This window comes from Pseudomonas sp. B16(2017) (assembly GCF_002113205.1).
Lineage (GTDB): Bacteria > Pseudomonadota > Gammaproteobacteria > Pseudomonadales > Pseudomonadaceae > Aquipseudomonas > Aquipseudomonas pharyngis.
This window is the reverse complement of record NZ_NEKA01000007.1, coordinates 123,186-139,946: the sequence shown is the minus strand read 5'-3', so window position 1 is coordinate 139,946 and position 16,761 is coordinate 123,186. Positions and strand designations below refer to the sequence as shown.

Genomic DNA, 16,761 nt, shown 5'->3' with positions numbered 1-16,761 from the left:
CCACGAGGGTTGTCGTTGCATGGATCTGTTCGATAGCCGTCAGGCCGATGAAGTCGCCACCCTGCTGGCCCTGGCCGAGCACGGCTCGTTTGCGGCGGCGGGCCGGACGTTGCAGCGCCATCCCTCGGTGCTGTCGAAACGGCTCAGCGCGCTGGAGTCGCGGCTAGGGGTGCGGCTGATCGAGCGCACCACCCGGCAATTGCGTTTCACCGATGAGGGGCAACGGCTGGTGGCGCGGTTCGGGCATGCGGTCAGCCTGATTGCCGAAGCGGAGCAGGATGCGCGCGAGGGTGCCGCCGAAGTTCGCGGGCGTTTGCGCATCGCCCTGCCGGCCGCCATGGGACGGCTGTTGCTGGGCGATATCGTTTCGGCGTTTGCCCTGGCCCATCCGAACGTGGCGCTGGAGGTGGAATATGCCGAGCGCTTCGTCGATATCGTCGCTGAGGGTTTTGATGCGGCGATCCGCATCGGCGAGCTGGCAGACAATCGGCTGGTGGCGAAGAAACTCTGCGATCACCGCCGAATCCTGTGTGCCGCGCCCTCCTATCTTCAACAACACGGCGAGCCGAAAACGCCGGCGGATCTTGCCGATCATCATTGCCTGGGGTTTACCGGGTTGCATTCGTATCCCGAATGGCGACTGACCCGAGGCGACGAGAAATACACTCTGAAAATCCGCAGCCGTCTGGTCAGCAACGACAACGAAGCGCAGCTGTGTGCCGCGCGCATGGGCGTGGGGATTTTGGCCGGCGGCGACTGGCTGATGACCAAAGAACTGCGCGAGGGGCGCCTGGCGCGGGTGCTTCCCGAGTGGCAACTGGATGCCGACACGGGGGTTTATCTGGTGCGGCCGTCGGCGCGGTTCAATACGGCGACGACTACGGCGTTCAAGGACTGGATCGAGGGCGCTTTTGCCGAGGGTGCGCCTTGGATGACTCTGCCTCGCTGATTTACCAGCCGCGATGGGATATCGTGCCGGCCTCGGAATCGACGTGCATTCATGGAGGAAAAAGTGCGGATTTACATGACCAGGGCTTTTTGTGCGGGCGTGTCCACACCGGGACGCCTGAGATTCAAAATATTCCTAATCGCCATGTCAGGCTTCTTTGCCCTCACCCAAACGGCGCTATCCCTCGCCGATACTGCCAATGGAAAAGCCCTCTACTCCCAGCGATGCGCCGTGTGCCACGGAGCCGACATCAAGGGCACCGGGCCGTTGGCCAGGAAAAGCAATCCGCCGACACCTGACCTGACAACCACAGCTTTCAAGAAGCGACTGAGTGATTATCCGGGCGTTATTGTGTCCTCGGTGATACTTCGCCCCAACGGGGATTTGATTCCAAAGACCTTGCGGGAGAATGGCGTGAAGATCCCGCCGCACGCCTGGAGCGTTAACGATTTTCGCGACTTGCACCAATATATGAGCGGTGTGATTTCCCATACGAACAGATAAAAATGGCGACGAATCTATTATCCGGTGGTGAAAAAATAGATCCGTCCCCATTTCTGCGTGCAATCAAAGGACATATGGCTTGAGCATATTTAGAAAGTATCTTTGCCTTGAAGCTTTAATATGGATATATCTCAGCTGTTGGAATGCAACCGTGCCCCTTATTATCGTTCAGCGTGGAAGCTTGTTGGAGCTGGCAACCTATGAAACGGGGCTGGCCCTTGCCGCCGTCATTTCCATACTGTTTTTGGCTTCCCGCGTCGAAGTCATGCGACGCAGCACCGCTCTAAGGATAGGCTGTATCGCCATTGCGTTGACCGGCATCCTGCGCTACGTGTCTGTTTCCGCTTCGTATTCGATAGAGGCTCTGCTGATAATTGACATCCTTGCGGTCGCGGCTTTCGGCGTCGTTCAATCTCTTTTCGGTGTTTATCCGGCTGAAACCGTAGAAAAAGTTCGAATAGAACATGCCTTTCGCATCCGGCGCATCATCGTAACCATAAGTCGCGTTATTGGCCCGCTCCTGGCGGGCGTTGTCATTGGATTGTCTTCCCCACAAGCCTCACTTCTCTTTGCAGCCATTGTGGGTGTGTTCGCAATGGGGTTAGCGTTCGTATTACCGCACAGCGTCAAATCCGACTCGACACAGATAAAATCGCCGGTACAACGAGTTCGGGAAATGTTTTTGGGAATTAGACTTAAATTAATTCTTCCACCTGAAAGATTCCTGACTGTTGCTGGTTTCATGTTGAGCCTGGCTGTTACTGCCACAGTACCCATGCTGATTCCAATTCAAATTCACACCCATAATCTCGCTGAAAGCAGTGTCGGCCTGTTCAACGCCATATTTGCGGGAGGCGCAATCGGTGGCCTGTTATTTTTGAGCCCGCTTGTTGCCAGAAGACACAACCAGCGAAACAAATATATTGGACTCTGGACTTTATTAACCGCCTCCCTCGTCACAGCGGCTCTCTCTGTCGAAGTCTGGCAACTGGCTCCATGCCTCTTTATTGCAGGAGCTTCCAGTGCCTCGCTTTCACTGATCGGGATGGATAAGAGAACTGTCTCGGTGCCGTCTGGAGTTCGTATCAGATTAATGGCCGCCACACTTATTGTCGGCCAACTTGCAAATTCGGCCTCTTATATGATGATGGGAACAACGATGACGCAGTTCGGCACCCATGGTTTGCTATTGGTTTACTGCGCAATTTTCCTGTTTGTCTTGTTTCATGCAGCACTTTCGAAGTCCATCTGGTTTTTCCTTGAAGATGCAGCAGACTGCGAACTGTTTTATAAAAAGAACCATCCCGGACTGGAGTCGATCATGGTTTCGGTTGCAAAGTGATGAGTGATGATGTTCACCGCCTCGTTGAGGGCCGTGTTTGTTCACGGGTTGGAGACGATATTAAGGGGTGGGATAGTGCTAAAAGATCGGCTAGCTGGACAAACACTGTTGCCGGATTTCGTATGAATACTGTCTGAAACATCAAATCCGTCTACGCTCCAGCCACCCCCCTCTGGAGTGAACGCCATGATCCGCGCCCTGCTCACCGCTTCCCTGCTGCTAGCCATGAGTGTTCCGGCCCATGCGGACGTGACGCCCTTCCCCGCCTCGTTCCGCACTCAGGACATCGCCCTGGAAGGGGCGAAAATCCACACGCGCATCGGCGGCAAAGGCCCGGCGGTGGTGCTGTTGCACGGTTTCGGCGACACCGGGGATATGTGGGCGCCGCTGGCGGCGGATCTGGCGAAGGATCACACCGTGGTGATCGCCGGTGCGGGGCATTGGCTGATGGAGGAAGCGCCAGTGGGAACCACTCAAGCGATTCGCAGGTTTATTGCGCAGTGACTGGCAAGCGGGTTGTTGTCATCGGTGCCGTTCAGCGCATCTCAGGCCACCGAGCTCAATCATTGACTGCATCAATAACAACCATTAACTCAATGAAGTTCTCATATCGAATCCAAAGCGTAGGATCTGCTCCATACCAACCCACTGCACACGGAGTACAGAACCATGAAACGCCAAACCCTTCTCGGTATCGCCTTCTCGCTCTTCGCCCTGAATGCTTTTGCAGCGACTGAAACCGATCCACTGTTCAGCGATGCAGTTGCTGCTGCGACCCAAACTGATCCATTGTTCAGTGACGCTGTTGCCGCGACCGAAACCGATCCGCTGTTCAGTGATGCCGTTGCCGCGACCGAAACCGATCCGCTGTTCAGTGATGCCGTTGCCGCGACCGAAACCGATCCGCTGTTCAGTGATGCGGTAGCCGAAGGTGGTTCTGACCGTCTGATCGAAAGTCGTAACGCCTGAATGCAGGCTTTTACCGCAGTACCCGACGAAAGCCCGGCCTTATCCGCCGGGCTTTTTCATGTCTGATGGGTATCGCCCTGTCCTTTGTGGCTATGCAGCTTTCACTCCACGCATTTTTTGGGAGTGATGCGAATCACTTCCGCCAGGTTGTCAGCAGGCTGCGAACCGGTACTCAACACCACATCCCGGCGTGCACTCAACTCGATAGGGTATGGCCCGCGCTGCGAAAGCGCCGACCGCGTCCTGGCGGTAAACGCTTCATCGTTTTGCGTATAGAAAATCCACTCCCGCTGGTGTCCACCCGTCACCGTGCAGACCCACTTCGCCAGTCCCTTGTCCTCTACCGCCGGCACTATCAACTTCTCCATTTCAGCCATGCGGATGGCGTCCCCACGCTCCGGTATCACGCCTGTCGATGTGTACTTCCAGACGATCCTGATTTTGAAAGGCAACGCTCGTTTCTCAATCAGCGATATCGAGTCCAGCCCCTTGTAGATCATGGGTGCGGGGGATTCTGGAAAATCGGATGGCTGATAGTTGCTTTCAGAGGCCTCGAGAATTTGCTGCTGTGGGGGATAAACGAATTTGTCGTCGAGAAGCGCTTCGAGCGCCACCCTGCTTTCGCGTTCTCGATTCGCTACACAATTATCGTAATCAACACTTTTGGCCGGACCAGCCTCCAGGCACGCGTCACGCTCGACCGGAGGAGGCGATTTGGAGCTGGAGCAGCCAGCGACGACTACGCTGACTATCGCCATCAAGCGGAAGCGGTTTGTGGCGTGCATCACGCCAAAACCGGACCTCATCAGAGAACGCCCGGTTTTATCAATGACCATGAATAGCTTTCCTTTAAACCTTGACCTGTGGCTGCAAACCAGCCTCGCTGGCTTCAATTTTTATTGCGTCCATGATGTCCTCCTGAAAATAGATCGGCAGGTGTAAAACATCTTCAGGACGTAACAGTTGTCGTCATTGCGAGCATTTTCTGAAGATCGGAGAACCGGCTTAAAGAGGACGCATCTTTTGTCGGGGGAGAAGAAACTGTCACTTCTGTGCCCGACAATACAACTGTCACTCATAAAACTTTCCAGCGAACAGAATCGCTGCACAGCGCTGCCATACATTCGATTGGGCATTATCGTCCAAAGGAGATCGGTTGCTGGCATGCGCCCATGCAGCTGCCGCATCGAGAAACGCATCAACCGTTCCGTTTTCCCATTCCTGGCTATCTGATCGATCTATTGATGAGGGAGCGTTATGTTCCAACAAACGTTCACTGGCAAAATCAGCCCCCAGCGCCTCGACAAATCGAATGAACGACTGCTCATCTCTGACAAGCGCTAACAATTCATCAAGATCTACAGGCGTGTGCATAGGTTTTCCGGGTAAGGCGTTTGAGTGAATGCATGCTGCGACAGGGAAACGCGAACGGTCAACTCAACGTCGGACGTAACGGCACAGTTCCTCCGGCAGAAAGGTCTGCACTTTTGCTACGCTGGCGCACCGCTTGCCCCATGGCACATGGCACATGGCAAATGGCAAATGGCAAATGGCAAATGGCACATGGAAATTGCCCCGCACTTCATTCTTCATGAAACCGAGCACTGGATCATCAACCACCATCTGGCCAGTGCACTTCCCGGCTATCTGATGCTGGGGACCAAAATCCAAACCAATTCACTGGCCGAGCTGTCGACAGAGGCACTGGCGGAGCTCGGAGGGCTGCTCGTTCAAATAATCAGTTCATCGAGTCGCCCGCTGCGCTGATCACTCAATCGAAGACGCCATTCAGCACTTCATAAATCAGCCCTGTAGCCAGCGCGACCAGGATCAGATCGGTACCGACCTGCTGCCATTCATAGCCGTCGTAGTGCGGCAGTCTGCCGACCAGTCGACCATCGAGCTTCTTCGCAATCCCTGGCGGCAGCGGTTTGCCCCGCGCCAGGTTCTTCTGAATGCCGGGCGGTAACGCCGGGCCCGGGGTCCAGTAGCCACGATAGCCTTCCACAATCCCGATCACCCCGCCGCGATCGATACTCGGACCGTGCCCCTGATAACCGCCCCCGCCTTTTTTCCCCTGATTGCCATGATCCTGGCTGTTATGCGGATTGCCTTTGCCCTGCCCCTTTCCGTTACCAGGATCGGCCAGCGCGGTCACCGAACTGCACAGCAGCGCAATACAGGTCGTGGTCGCAATCAACGTGCGTAAACCGGACATGAGTCGTTCCTTGAATGAATGGGTGTGTTTGGATTCTAGTCAGTTTTTTTTACAGGCATGGAGAGATGGCCCTGTCATCGCGGTCACGCGGCGACGCATCTGGAAACCGTGAGCCTCAGAACATACGAACGGACACGACTGAGCGGTTTTTTCCGGCTGACTTTGCGTTCGGGGTCGTGAAATCATTCATTTGACTTGCTTGCCTAAGGCAACTATATAGTTGCTTAAAGCAAATATATGAGCATCACGCCATGTCCACGATCACCGACTGCGCCGACATCGTCCGGCAGTTCAACCGTTTCTACACCCATCAGATCGGCGTGTTGCAGGAACACTTGCTGCAAAGCGACTACTCGCTGACCGAGCTGCGCATCCTCTACGAACTCGCGTCCCAGGGCGATCTGACCAGCACCGACCTGCGCCAGATGCTGGGCCTCGACGCGGGCTACATGAGTCGCCTCATCAGCGGTTTCGACAAAAAAGGCCTGATCCAGAAAGTCCCCTCCACCACCGACGCCCGCGCCAGTCAGTTGCACATCACCGACCTCGGCCGCGAGATCCTCGCGCCGCTGGAGCAAGCCTCGCGGCAAGAAGTCATCACCCTGCTCGAACGCCTGTCCGAACCGCAGCAACTGCAACTGATCGCATCGATGAAGCAGATCCAGACGCTGCTCGAGGGCGGTCAGCCAACGACCTATCTGCTGCGCGATCCGCAACCCGGTGACATGGGTCTGGTGGTGCATCAGCAGACCGCGATCTACAGCCGTGAATACGGCTGGAATTCAGAGTTCGAAGCGCTGGTGTCAGAGGTCGTCGCCAAATACCTGCGCGAATTCGACCCAACCGGCGAGCGCTGCTGGATCGCGGAGAAGGACGGCAAGGTGGTGGGTTCGGTGTTCGTCATCCGCCACGACGAAACCACCGCGAAACTGCGCATGCTCTACGTGGATGCCAGTGCGCGGGGCTTGGGAATCGGCAATCGGCTGGTCGAGGAATGTCTGCGTTTTGCCCGGAATGTCGGCTACAAAAAGATGATCCTGTGGACTACCAGCAATCTGGTGGATGCCCGCCGGTTATACCAGCGGGCAGGATTTGAGCTGGTCGAGGAAGAGCCGATTCACAGCTTCGGCAAGGATTTGGTGAGTCAGACGTGGGCGATTGAGTTGTAAGGTCTACACCCGCTTTGAGTCGTTGTAGTCAGGCAGGACAATGGCGTCGGCTTTCGACGGAAGGAATTGCCGAATAGTCTCTTGAGCCCCAGCGCAGCGACCAACCGAAGCACTGCATCAAGCAAAATGACGATAGACGAGGCGCTTGAATTTAGCCAAGGTGTCGAACGACAGAACCCTAGACCATGAATAACCGGGATGAAAACCGAGCATGCATCGATTAATAGCGAATGGATTTACTGTTATCAGCATTGCAATGCTGTTCTCTGGCTGCACTTCATATTCGTCGCAGCCCACAATCAACCAACACGTTGGAGCCGACAACGCAGAAATCATCTCCAGCTACAGTTACGAAATGGACTCTCCATTGAAAGTTAGTCGCTTTGGCAAGGACACATACGCAGCGACACAAAAAACCATTCCAGATGCAAAAGACGTCAGCTCCAAGCCGACAAATTCGCCTCTCCCTACGTTAGAGATAAAAGTCTCAGAGTTCACGTTTGGTGGTGCTTGCGGACAAGAGTATTTAACCGGTTTGAGTCTTGGTTTGATTCCTAGCTGGTGCACAAGGGAAAATCTGTTCAAGTTTGATTTCACGCTAAACAATGAACATGGCTTTTGCAGGCAAAAAACCTACTCAATAAACGCCACGACATTCTCACATCTGGTCTTGATTCCATTTGCCTTGTTTGAGGCTGACAACCGACCGTTAGCTATTTACCAGGCTGCTCTAAAAGATTTCCTTCAAAAAAGTCAATGCGTAACGCTCTGACATAAAACCGAGGGGGGACTGTTTTTTTCAGAAAGTAGAAAATAAATCAGTCCCGAATGGCACTTACTTAACAGCTAACCGATTGAGCTGAAAGCAAAAAATGAAGAAGGGCTGGCCTTGGTCTACGGTGATAGTTGCGAACACACACCAGAAAACCAAGGACACAGCCCACATGGATCGTAGACGCCAAATTCTCCAGCATCAACAGCAACGTTTTCGCCGCCATGCTTCGAATTGTGATGCCTATGCTTTTTTCAACCTGCTCACGGCTCCCGAGTTGCTGCAGCGAGTTGAGTCAGCACTGCCAGAGCATCGGGAGCGCTTGTATCCGCCAACGGAAACTCTGTCGATGTTCCTGGCTCAAGCGATGAGCGCCGATCGCTCCTGCCAGAATGCCGTCAACGATTTCTCCATCAAGCGATCCTGTAGCGGCATGAAACCCAATAGCACTCGCACGGGCGCTTTCTGTAAGGCCAGGCAACGCTTGCCGGTAGAAATGGTTTCCATGCTGGTTCGACAAACCGGTTCGTCTATCAGTGATCAGGCGCCGCCTTCGTGGCGATGGATGGGGCGACCTGTCCGCCTTGTCGACGGGACAACCGTCTCGATGCCCGATACGGCTGCGAATCAGGGGGCCTATCCGCAATCTCGCGGGCAGAAAGTTGGCCTTGGTTTTCCGTTGTGTCGAGTGGTAAGCCTCGTTTGCCTCTCCAGTGGCGCCGTTTTAGATGCCGCACTTGGACGTTTCCGAGGTAAGGGCGGTGACGAACAGACGCTGCTCAGATCAATGCTCGGCACGTTGAAAACAGGCGACATCTTGTTGGGTGACGCTTACTACGCGACCTATTTTCTGCTGTGCGAGTTGCAGCGACGGCGTATCGATGGCGTGTTCGAACAATATGGCGCCCGACGGCGCAGCACGGACTTTCGTCTGGGCCAAAGTCTCGGTTCTGAAGACCACTTGATCGAATTGAAAAAGCCCGAAAGAAGGCCGCCCTGGATGAGTCAAACACATTACGAACAGGCCCCTGGAAGGCTGATAGTGCGAGAGTTGAAGACTGGCGGAAAAACGTTGGTGACCACCTTGCATTGCCCGAAGCAGACACCCAAAACAGCTCTCAAATCGCTGTACAAGGGGCGATGGCATGTCGAGTTGGACTTGCGAAATCTCAAGGCCACGCTGGGCCTTGGAAGGTTGAGCTGCAAAACCCCGGGCATGGCCGTCAAGGAGTTATGGGTCTATCTGTTGGCCCACAATCTGATCCGAATGCTCATGGCCCAATCGGCTCTCTTAGCGGACTGCTTACCTCGCGAACTGAGCTTCAAACACAGCCTTCAGCTATGGCTGGCGCTACGACAATATGGGAGTCCTGAAGACGAGGATGGTCTGGCGAACTTACTGATGCTGATAGCGCAAAGGCGCGTTGGAAATCGACCTGGTCGTATCGAACCGCGAGCCATAAAACGACGACCTCAGGCCTACCCCTTGCTGACCAAGTCACGTCGGTCAGCAAGGGCTGAGGTCAGGAAAAAGGGGCATGCTAAACATGTTAAGTAAGTGCCATTCAAATCAGTCCCCTTTTTCTAGTCTTTATAGCCAGGCAGAACGGGGCACAAACCACGGGTGATTGCGCCTGGAACGGCTCAGTGCGGACTGGCGGTCGGACGAACCACGATCTCACTCACATCGACATCATCGGGCTGTTCGATGGCATAGGCGAGCGCTCGCGCAATGGCGTCTGCATTGAGCGCCACACGGCGGAAGGCTTTCATTTCCTCGCGGGCCACATCATCCGAAATCGTATCCGCCAGTTCGGACTCGACCACACCCGGGCACACCACGGTGACGCGGATCTTGTCCGTTTCCTGGCGCAGACCGTCCGAGATAGCCCTGACCGCGAATTTAGTCGCGCAGTAGACCGCGGCGGTCGGAGAAACCGCGAGGCCACCAATCGACGAGATATTGATGACCTGACCGAAACCCTGCGCCTGCATGTCCGGCAGGACAGCGGCAATACCGTGCAATACGCCACGCACGTTGACATCGAGCATCTGGTTCCATTCGTTGACCTTCAACGAGGCCAGCGGAGACAAAGGCATCACCCCAGCGTTATTGATGATCACATCGACCTTGCCATGTTGCGTCTTGGCGAACGCCACGAAGGCGTGCATCGATTGCAGATCCGTAACGTCCAGTGCGCAGGCACTTGCTGAACCACCTTCGGCCTGGATCTCGCTGACCAGTTTGTCCAGACGCTCGGTGCGGCGGGCACCGAGGACCACATGCGCGCCTTTGGCGGCGATCAACCTGGCGGCCGCTTCGCCAATACCACTGCTTGCACCGGTAATCAGGACGACTTTGTTTTGAATGTTCGACATATCCGTAGCTCCTGCTGTCTGCATTGAGGTTCAGCACCGACCGCTGAAGACGCGTTCGTTGCTGCGGGGTACGTCGAAAAGATTAAGGGCACGAGCCTCGTCGGCGCGTGCCGAAACCTGCGCCACTTTTGCCTATTCGTGTCTGTGTGCATCGCCTGCAAATTTTTAATGAGGCGCCGCTCAGGCCCCACGGAACTCGCTGGGCGTTACGCCCACTTCACGACGAAATACCTGCGAGAAATGACTGGGGCTCGAGTAGCCGACCTCCAGCCCGACGTCGATGACGCTAAGGCGGGTTTCCAGTAGCAGGTGCCGCGCACGAACCATACGCATGCGAATGAAGTACTGCGATGGCGACAGCCCTGTCGCCCGCTTGAACAGGCGACTGAAGTGGTACTCGCTCAGCTCGGCAAGGCTGGCCAGTTTGGCCAGGCTGAATTCAGCGCTCAGTTGCGCGCGCATGGCGTCCGTGACTTTGCGCAACTTGTAGGCTTGCAAGGCGTTGACCCGACGCCCGGGCTGGCTTTCAGCAAGATAGCTGCGCACCAGATGCACGGCCAGCGCTTGCGCCAGAGAGCGGGCGAAAAGCGCGCTGGGCGAGCGTTCCAGAAGCAATTCGGTGCGCAACTGCTCCATGACAAACGCGACGCGTCCGTCCCGTGCCCCTGAAACATCGCGCAAACGCACAGGCCCGGCGTGCTGGCCCGACAGCTCTCGAGACGCTTGCTCGATCAAGGGCAGCCCCAAGTAAAGATGCATGACTTCAAAGGTATCGCCTCCGTGCGTCTGCCAGCGCATTTCATACGGCTCATCGGAACTGGTGAGGAAAAAATCGCCGGCACTGACCTCGGCAGCTTCCCACTCACCCCCCAATGCGCGCTCCTCTACCGTCGCCGCCCCGGCCAGAACCAGAACGAGCAGCGGTTCCACCACTGCAGGCACGAGAATGGGCTCAGTAACGCTGCGATGGGTAAACAGCTGAATCACCACGTCCGTGATTTCCGGGCGCGAGGGTAACGCCTGCGGTTCACCTGGCAGGAACTCACCCATCGACTCGCCGTTGATGCGCAAGTCTCGAGAGGATGTCGACAACGCGTCCTGGGAGGTACGCCCGGTATTTGCCATGAACTCGTCCTTTTCAGATTCGGCTGTGCGAAGCCAGACAGGTCTCCGATGCTTGCCCGCACGCAGTGTCACGGTGACCGGCTCGATGATATCGGGCTTTTCCCGTGGGTTGAATCGAGCGCCGAACCTCCCTCACTGACATTCAGCGCAAAACCCCGACAGCATGGGCAATCTCACGAAAGCCGACTTTGCCTCGCTGCGAGACAGTAGGCCCGTCGCCGATGAAAGCGCCTCGCCGGCGCCAACACGGCTTATCCCTACTCGATCAAAAACGCTGGAGAACATCATGACCGACTTCAAGAACAGCACCCCAAACGAAGTGGCCGGTAAAGTCGCACTGGTCACTGGCGCGGCCAGTGGCATCGGCAAGGCCATCGCACTGCTGCTGCATGCCCGCGGCGCCCAGGTCATTGCTGAAGATATAAACCCTGAGGTGGAAGCACTGGCCCGCCCCGGCCTGGTCCCCCTGGTGGCCGACATCACTCAGGACGGGGCAGCCGAACGCGCGGTCGCCCTGGCCGTCGAGCAATTCGGACGGCTGGACATTCTGGTCAACAACGCCGGCATCATCATCAACAAACTGGTCATCGACATGACCCGCGAAGACTGGGAACGCATTCAGGCGGTCAACGCCACGGCGGCCTTTTTGCATAGCCGGGAGGCGGTCAAAGCGATGATGCCCAACAAGTCCGGATCGATCGTCAACATCGCGTCCTACGCCTCCTATTTCGCCTTCCCCACCATTGCCGCCTACACCGCCTCCAAAGGCGCGCTGGCCCAACTGACGCGCACCCTGGCGCTTGAAGTCATTGGCCACGGCATCCGCGTCAATGCTGTCGGTGTCGGCGATGTGGTGACCAATATCCTCAACAATGTGGTCGACGATGGCCCTGCCTTTCTCGCCCAACATGGCGAAGCGGCACCGATCGGCCGCGCCGCCCAACCGGAAGAAATCGCCGAAGTGGTCGCGTTCATCGCCTCGGATCGGGCCAGCTTCATGGTCGGTTCGGTGGTCATGGCCGACGGCGGCATGACTGTCACGGCCGGCTGAGCCGCAGCACAAACGCGCCGCAGGACATGCCCGACCAGCCCGAGAGGATCAGGCAAATCTGCGGCAGTTTCGTCCTAACACCGCTGCGCTCGGCTACGTAATCTGAAACCACGCAACGGATGCAGACACAGGCCACGGCAGGCCGCTCAGATGAACAACGTCAATGAGGACTGAATAATGAAAAACGCAAAACGGCTTTCCCTTTCACTGGTGATCGGCGCGATGGTGGCCTGCGCGATCAACCTTTCCTCGACCAGCCTGTACTTGGCCGCTGACGGTGCTGATCGAACTCCCGGCATGCGCGTGAGTGAAGGCGGCAGTGACCGCACTCCAGGGTTCCGCGTTGCCGCAGATGGTTCGGACCGCACGCCAGGCATGCGCGTCACTGAAGGCGGCAGTGATCGCACTCCAGGGTTCCGCGTTGCCGCAGATGGTTCGGACCGCACGCCAGGCATGCGCGTAACTGAAGGTGGCAGTGATCGCACTCCGGGTTTTCGCGTTGCCGAAAACGGCTCTGATCGCACGGCTTTGGGCCGTATCGGCTCAGTCTGAAAATCCGAGGAAAAAAGTGATGAAAGATGCCAAAAAAACCACTCAGGACCATCGTTACGCAGGCATGTGGGTCACCGCGGATGGATTCATCCGTCATGAGCTTCTGACGACTGGTCGTTACGACGAGGCCCGTGGTAAAAACAAGAGCGCCTATCAGGGCCGTTACGAACTGGTCGGTGATTACATCCAGTACTGGGACGACACCGGCTTCACCGCTGATGGCCACTTTCATGACGACGTGCTGTATCACGCCGGAATGATCCTCTATCGGCAATGAGTACTTTGATGATGTCGGGTGAATATCGTCTGCCTGAAAAGCTTCAGGCAGACGCTCATGAACACTTGTGAGAGCCTTGAAATGGAACAGAGCGATGCTTTCATCCTTCAAAACACAGCCGTCTACCGTGACGAACTGGTTCGCCTGCTGACGCAACGCTTTACCACACCCGGGATCTATGAGACCGCCATAGCTCCCCTGCATGTCATCCGTTTCGATGCACCTTCGGAGCTGATCCATACCGTGCACAAACCGGCACTTTGCCTGATCGTGCAAGGGCAAAAGGAAATCGGCCTGAGTGACGACCACTACCTGTACGACCCCCTCAGCTACCTGGTGGTTTCGGTCACCCTTCCGGTGTCCGGTCGCGTGCTGATGGCGAGCCCGGAGGCGCCCTACCTGTGTATCCGGTTTGATTTCGAGCCCACGGAAATCGCTCAGGTCATCGCCGACGCTCCGCCGGCAGGTGTCCCGGACGAGCCGGAGCTTGGTCTTTTCCTCGAGAAAGTCGATGTGCCCCTGCTGGAAACAATGCTGCGGCTGGTTCGGCTGCTGGAAACACCGAAAGACATCGGCATGCTGGCACCGCTCGCCCTTCGCGAGTTGTATTACCGCCTCCTGCGAGGCGTGCACGGCCGTCGTCTGTACGAGCTTGCCCTCGGCGACTCGCAAACACGGCGAGTAACACGGGCAATCGATTGGTTGAACAACCACTACACCCAACCCTTGCGCATCGAAGAACTCGCCCGGGTCGCCAACTTGGGCAACTCCACATTGCATCATCGTTTCAAGGCGGTGACTGCCATGAGCCCGCTGCAGTATCAGAAACAACTGCGCCTGCAGGAAGCCCGCCGGCTGTTGCTCGGCGAAGGGCTGGATGTGGCGAGCGCCTGTTATCGAGTGGGCTACGAAAGCCCGTCGCAATTCAGCCGGGAATACAGTCGCCAGTTCGGGTGCCCGCCCTCCAGAGATGCCAGCCGGGTTCGGAATCCTGCGTGATGGCCTGGCCGGAGCCAGTTCAGGGCAGCAGAGCGCCGGGGAAAGATCCAATACACCGGTTATTGAAGGAACCCTCGGAGATTGTTTAAGGGTTTCGGCCTTCGCTGTTTAAAGACACTCAGCGTTACTTCCTCAAGGCTACAACGCCTTGCGTCATTGCCTACGACTACGCCAGAATCCGCCGGCTTGTGCGTCTGGGACGCGGGTTTTATCGTTTCCGGGTCACTGAAAAACAGTGATGGGGTTTGGTAGCCCGCTTCGTTCTAGACTCATGGCGTCACCGTGTGCAGCCCTTTCTCTGGGCTCGGATTTCATGGTGGTCATGCGTGGGGCTCATTCGTGGGCGCCGGGTTCTAGTGCGACCGGTCTACCAACCCGCGTATGGCCGCCACCCAACGTTTGGTAGCGAAGGGTGATGGTTCCTTTTGGTAATCGCGCTAGAGGATTCATCCATGTTCAAACCAACACCGAACCCACCAGAAACCGATCCGGTTTCCCCCTACAAATTCCCCGACTCCCGGACCCTCAACGAAGCCGCCGAACGCGCCCTCGATCACTACCTGACTCCGCAGCAACGGATCATGGGCAGCCACCACAAACACGACCCCATGTATCTGTCCAACCCTGCGTACAACACCGAATCCCTGCTGGCCAACGCCAGCGAATCATTGGGATCGGCGAGCGAGATGCTGAACAACTTTGCGGCCACGCTGGAGCCTGCTCATCGCAAGACCGCGATCGGGATTGCGCAGTTGGTGATGCTGAGTGAGTTGGCGTTGGATCATGTTGAGGTGAAGAGCTAAACGCTAGCCCTCTTTGGTGACCGACTAGTTCGGAACGACAGAGGGAATGAGCGTTGGCCGAAGCTGCCATTGTGAATGGCAGCTTCGGCCAACAGCAGTCGGTGGACAGACTACGGGCAAATGGATTGTGTCCTGCTACCCTCTTTATCGTAGTCGGGCTTGCCGTCATCCCTATCGCGTTATCCCTCGATAGATCTCGCGCTTACCACGACATGGCATGTCAACTAATGTGAAGGTGTCAGGATAACGCCATGAAAGTTCGATGCCCTAGCTGCGGTTATATCGCAGACAAGCTTCCGCCAAGCCTTAGGTGTCCTAAATGCGACGATTTTTCCCACGACTGGCTGATTTATGATTGGGAAAGCTTTGCTTCAACGAAGCGTCGACATATTAGATACAACTTATTCATTATTGGCATGACTCTAATTAATTTACTGGTGGCGGCCACCTTGAAATCAACTGACGTATTTCAATGGTTGTTCACCTTATTATTTATCCCAGCCATTATCAGTTTGTTTTATTGTCGAAAACAGCTTGAGAGTGAATCGGAGTATGAGGGGCATAGAGGCAGAGCATTACCTTTCTGGCTTTTCGGTTTCGGGGGTATCTAAAGCGGCTAACAAATCGAATCAAAGTCGAACCTACTTCGAAAGCCCATTTGCGCCGTCGTCGACCTCACGCAAAATTCTCATCAGCTCAGGCCGCGTCCACTTCTCCCAAGGAAACACATCCCGGTCATCGTCGCTGTGCCAATACTCGCCTGCATCGAATGCCTGGTAGATAGAAAATGCCGGCTGGGGCATTTCCGCGTGAATGGACAAGTCGACGATATCGCTGATGACAATATTCATCACCTCATCGCAGTAATGAAAATCGCGAGTGCCCGTGATAAACAGTCTTGCTACTGAGATCGTCAATTGATTCAACAGATCGCGACTGTCAATCTGCAGATGTTCACACATCACACTTAATTCCGGGTTTGGGGCCTTCTCAAGGACCGCAAGTACGTAATCAAGGTTGTCGTCACTCAGACCTTTGTTCATGGGGTGAAAGTACTCGGTTTTGCCATGGATTCAGGGCAGGTTTGTCAGAAAACCATACTGCCAGATGTGCTGTCGAACTTCTGCTATGGCTCGAAACCAGCCACTCCCACCCAAACCACCAACGGAGAGCCACCCATGAAAACCGCCCTGATCTCCGACACCCACAACCTCCTCCGCCCCGAAGCCCTCGCCGCGCTCCAGGGCTGTGACCAGATCATCCACGCCGGCGACATCGGCAACCCGGACATCCTCGCCCAACTGGCCAAAATCGCCCCCGTCCACGCCGTGCGCGGCAACAACGACCTCAACAGCCCGTGGGCCGAAAACCTCCCCGACCTCCTGACCTTCACCCTCAACGGCTGGCCAACCCTCCTCGTCCACGACATCGCCGATGTCCCCGCCGATCTCGATCCGGGTATCAAGCTCATCATCACCGGCCATTCCCACAAACCCCGCATCGAATGGCGCGGTGACCGTCTCTACGTAAACCCCGGCAGCGCCGGCCCTCGGCGTTTCAAGTTGCCAGTCACGCTGGCGATCCTCGAGATACAACCCGATTGCATCGAACCGCGCCTGATTTCCCTGCTGGATCCACCCGCCTGAAACCGC

General features: G+C 56.2%; 19 protein-coding genes and 2 pseudogenes. 15 read left to right on the top strand and 6 right to left on the bottom strand.

Going from position 1 to position 16,761, the window contains the following annotated elements; all coding sequences use genetic code 11:
- The first annotated feature begins 19 nt into the window (after positions 1 to 19).
- From CAG25_RS14135 to CAG25_RS14115, 5 genes and pseudogenes are all read left to right on the top strand, one after another.
- Positions 20 to 949 (top strand): LysR family transcriptional regulator, encoded by a 930-nt coding sequence (locus CAG25_RS14135; protein WP_085611820.1) that lies wholly within the window; start codon positions 20 to 22, stop codon positions 947 to 949.
- Positions 950 to 1,093: 144 nt separating this feature from the next.
- A complete protein-coding gene (locus CAG25_RS14130; protein WP_143492923.1) occupies positions 1,094 to 1,453 on the top strand; it encodes a c-type cytochrome in 360 nt (119 codons plus the stop codon).
- A 151-nt stretch (positions 1,454 to 1,604) separates the two neighbouring features.
- On the top strand, positions 1,605 to 2,795 hold the full coding sequence (locus CAG25_RS14125) for an MFS transporter (protein WP_256575350.1): 1,191 nt from the start codon (positions 1,605 to 1,607) through the stop codon (positions 2,793 to 2,795).
- Between the two features lie 186 nt (positions 2,796 to 2,981).
- A pseudogene (locus CAG25_RS14120) lies at positions 2,982 to 3,221 on the top strand (alpha/beta fold hydrolase); the annotation flags it as partial.
- Between the two features lie 243 nt (positions 3,222 to 3,464).
- Positions 3,465 to 3,764 (top strand): hypothetical protein, encoded by a 300-nt coding sequence (locus CAG25_RS14115; RefSeq protein ID WP_085611822.1) that lies wholly within the window; start codon positions 3,465 to 3,467, stop codon positions 3,762 to 3,764.
- Positions 3,765 to 3,865: 101 nt separating this feature from the next.
- Here the strand turns inward: CAG25_RS14115 and CAG25_RS14110 are convergent, their stop codons facing one another.
- Together CAG25_RS14110 and CAG25_RS14105 are read right to left on the bottom strand one after the other, a co-directional pair.
- On the bottom strand, positions 3,866 to 4,600 hold the full coding sequence (locus CAG25_RS14110) for a DUF695 domain-containing protein (protein WP_085611823.1): 735 nt from the start codon (positions 4,598 to 4,600) through the stop codon (positions 3,866 to 3,868).
- Between the two features lie 235 nt (positions 4,601 to 4,835).
- Positions 4,836 to 5,138 carry a hypothetical protein gene (locus CAG25_RS14105; protein WP_085611824.1) on the bottom strand — a complete coding sequence of 101 codons (303 nt, stop codon included), beginning with the start codon at positions 5,136 to 5,138 and terminating at the stop codon, positions 4,836 to 4,838.
- A 189-nt stretch (positions 5,139 to 5,327) separates the two neighbouring features.
- Between CAG25_RS14105 and CAG25_RS14100 the strand changes: the two are divergent.
- Positions 5,328 to 5,501: pseudogene (locus tag CAG25_RS14100) on the top strand (HIT family protein); the annotation flags it as partial.
- Positions 5,502 to 5,535: 34 nt separating this feature from the next.
- On the opposite strand, the gene CAG25_RS14095 reads toward CAG25_RS14100, so the two are convergent.
- A complete protein-coding gene (locus CAG25_RS14095; protein ID WP_085611825.1) occupies positions 5,536 to 5,982 on the bottom strand; it encodes an anti-virulence regulator CigR family protein in 447 nt (148 codons plus the stop codon).
- A gap of 251 nt (positions 5,983 to 6,233) precedes the next feature.
- Between CAG25_RS14095 and CAG25_RS14090 the strand changes: the two genes are divergently transcribed.
- The 3 genes from CAG25_RS14090 to CAG25_RS14080 all read left to right on the top strand — a co-directional run bounded on the left by CAG25_RS14090 (position 6,234) and on the right by CAG25_RS14080 (position 9,481).
- Positions 6,234 to 7,151 carry a helix-turn-helix domain-containing GNAT family N-acetyltransferase gene (locus CAG25_RS14090; protein ID WP_085611826.1) on the top strand — a complete coding sequence of 306 codons (918 nt, stop codon included), beginning with the start codon at positions 6,234 to 6,236 and terminating at the stop codon, positions 7,149 to 7,151.
- A gap of 211 nt (positions 7,152 to 7,362) precedes the next feature.
- On the top strand, positions 7,363 to 7,923 hold the full coding sequence (locus CAG25_RS14085) for a hypothetical protein (RefSeq protein WP_085611827.1): 561 nt from the start codon (positions 7,363 to 7,365) through the stop codon (positions 7,921 to 7,923).
- A gap of 172 nt (positions 7,924 to 8,095) precedes the next feature.
- Positions 8,096 to 9,481 (top strand): IS4 family transposase, encoded by a 1,386-nt coding sequence (locus CAG25_RS14080; protein WP_085611935.1) that lies wholly within the window; start codon positions 8,096 to 8,098, stop codon positions 9,479 to 9,481.
- Between the two features lie 86 nt (positions 9,482 to 9,567).
- On the opposite strand, the gene CAG25_RS14075 is transcribed toward CAG25_RS14080, so the two are convergent.
- Both CAG25_RS14075 and CAG25_RS14070 read right to left on the bottom strand, forming a co-directional pair.
- A complete protein-coding gene (locus CAG25_RS14075) occupies positions 9,568 to 10,302 on the bottom strand; it encodes an SDR family oxidoreductase (protein ID WP_064595909.1) in 735 nt (244 codons plus the stop codon).
- A gap of 180 nt (positions 10,303 to 10,482) precedes the next feature.
- Positions 10,483 to 11,427 (bottom strand): AraC family transcriptional regulator, encoded by a 945-nt coding sequence (locus CAG25_RS14070; protein ID WP_085611828.1) that lies wholly within the window; start codon positions 11,425 to 11,427, stop codon positions 10,483 to 10,485.
- A 286-nt stretch (positions 11,428 to 11,713) separates the two neighbouring features.
- Between CAG25_RS14070 and CAG25_RS14065 the strand changes: the two genes are divergently transcribed.
- The 5 genes from CAG25_RS14065 to CAG25_RS14045 all read left to right on the top strand — a co-directional run bounded on the left by CAG25_RS14065 (position 11,714) and on the right by CAG25_RS14045 (position 15,109).
- Entirely contained in the window at positions 11,714 to 12,478 is a 765-nt protein-coding gene (locus CAG25_RS14065; protein ID WP_011333890.1) for an SDR family NAD(P)-dependent oxidoreductase, read from the top strand.
- 177 nt (positions 12,479 to 12,655) lie between these two features.
- Positions 12,656 to 13,030: a hypothetical protein gene (locus CAG25_RS14060; protein WP_085611829.1), complete on the top strand. Its 375-nt coding sequence runs from the start codon at positions 12,656 to 12,658 to the stop codon at positions 13,028 to 13,030.
- A 19-nt stretch (positions 13,031 to 13,049) separates the two neighbouring features.
- Positions 13,050 to 13,307, top strand: coding sequence for an Atu4866 domain-containing protein (locus CAG25_RS14055; protein WP_039773158.1), 258 nt, complete (start codon positions 13,050 to 13,052; stop codon positions 13,305 to 13,307).
- Positions 13,308 to 13,388: 81 nt separating this feature from the next.
- On the top strand, positions 13,389 to 14,306 hold the full coding sequence (locus CAG25_RS14050) for an AraC family transcriptional regulator (protein WP_085611830.1): 918 nt from the start codon (positions 13,389 to 13,391) through the stop codon (positions 14,304 to 14,306).
- 452 nt (positions 14,307 to 14,758) lie between these two features.
- Positions 14,759 to 15,109, top strand: coding sequence for a DUF6124 family protein (locus tag CAG25_RS14045; RefSeq protein ID WP_085611831.1), 351 nt, complete (start codon positions 14,759 to 14,761; stop codon positions 15,107 to 15,109).
- Between the two features lie 641 nt (positions 15,110 to 15,750).
- Here CAG25_RS14045 and CAG25_RS14035 read toward each other — a convergent pair.
- Entirely contained in the window at positions 15,751 to 16,152 is a 402-nt protein-coding gene (locus tag CAG25_RS14035) for a hypothetical protein (RefSeq protein WP_085611832.1), read from the bottom strand.
- Positions 16,153 to 16,287: 135 nt separating this feature from the next.
- On the opposite strand from CAG25_RS14035, the gene CAG25_RS14030 reads away from it, so the two are divergent.
- Positions 16,288 to 16,755 (top strand): metallophosphoesterase family protein, encoded by a 468-nt coding sequence (locus tag CAG25_RS14030; protein ID WP_085611833.1) that lies wholly within the window; start codon positions 16,288 to 16,290, stop codon positions 16,753 to 16,755.
- The last annotated feature ends 6 nt before the right edge of the window (positions 16,756 to 16,761 follow it).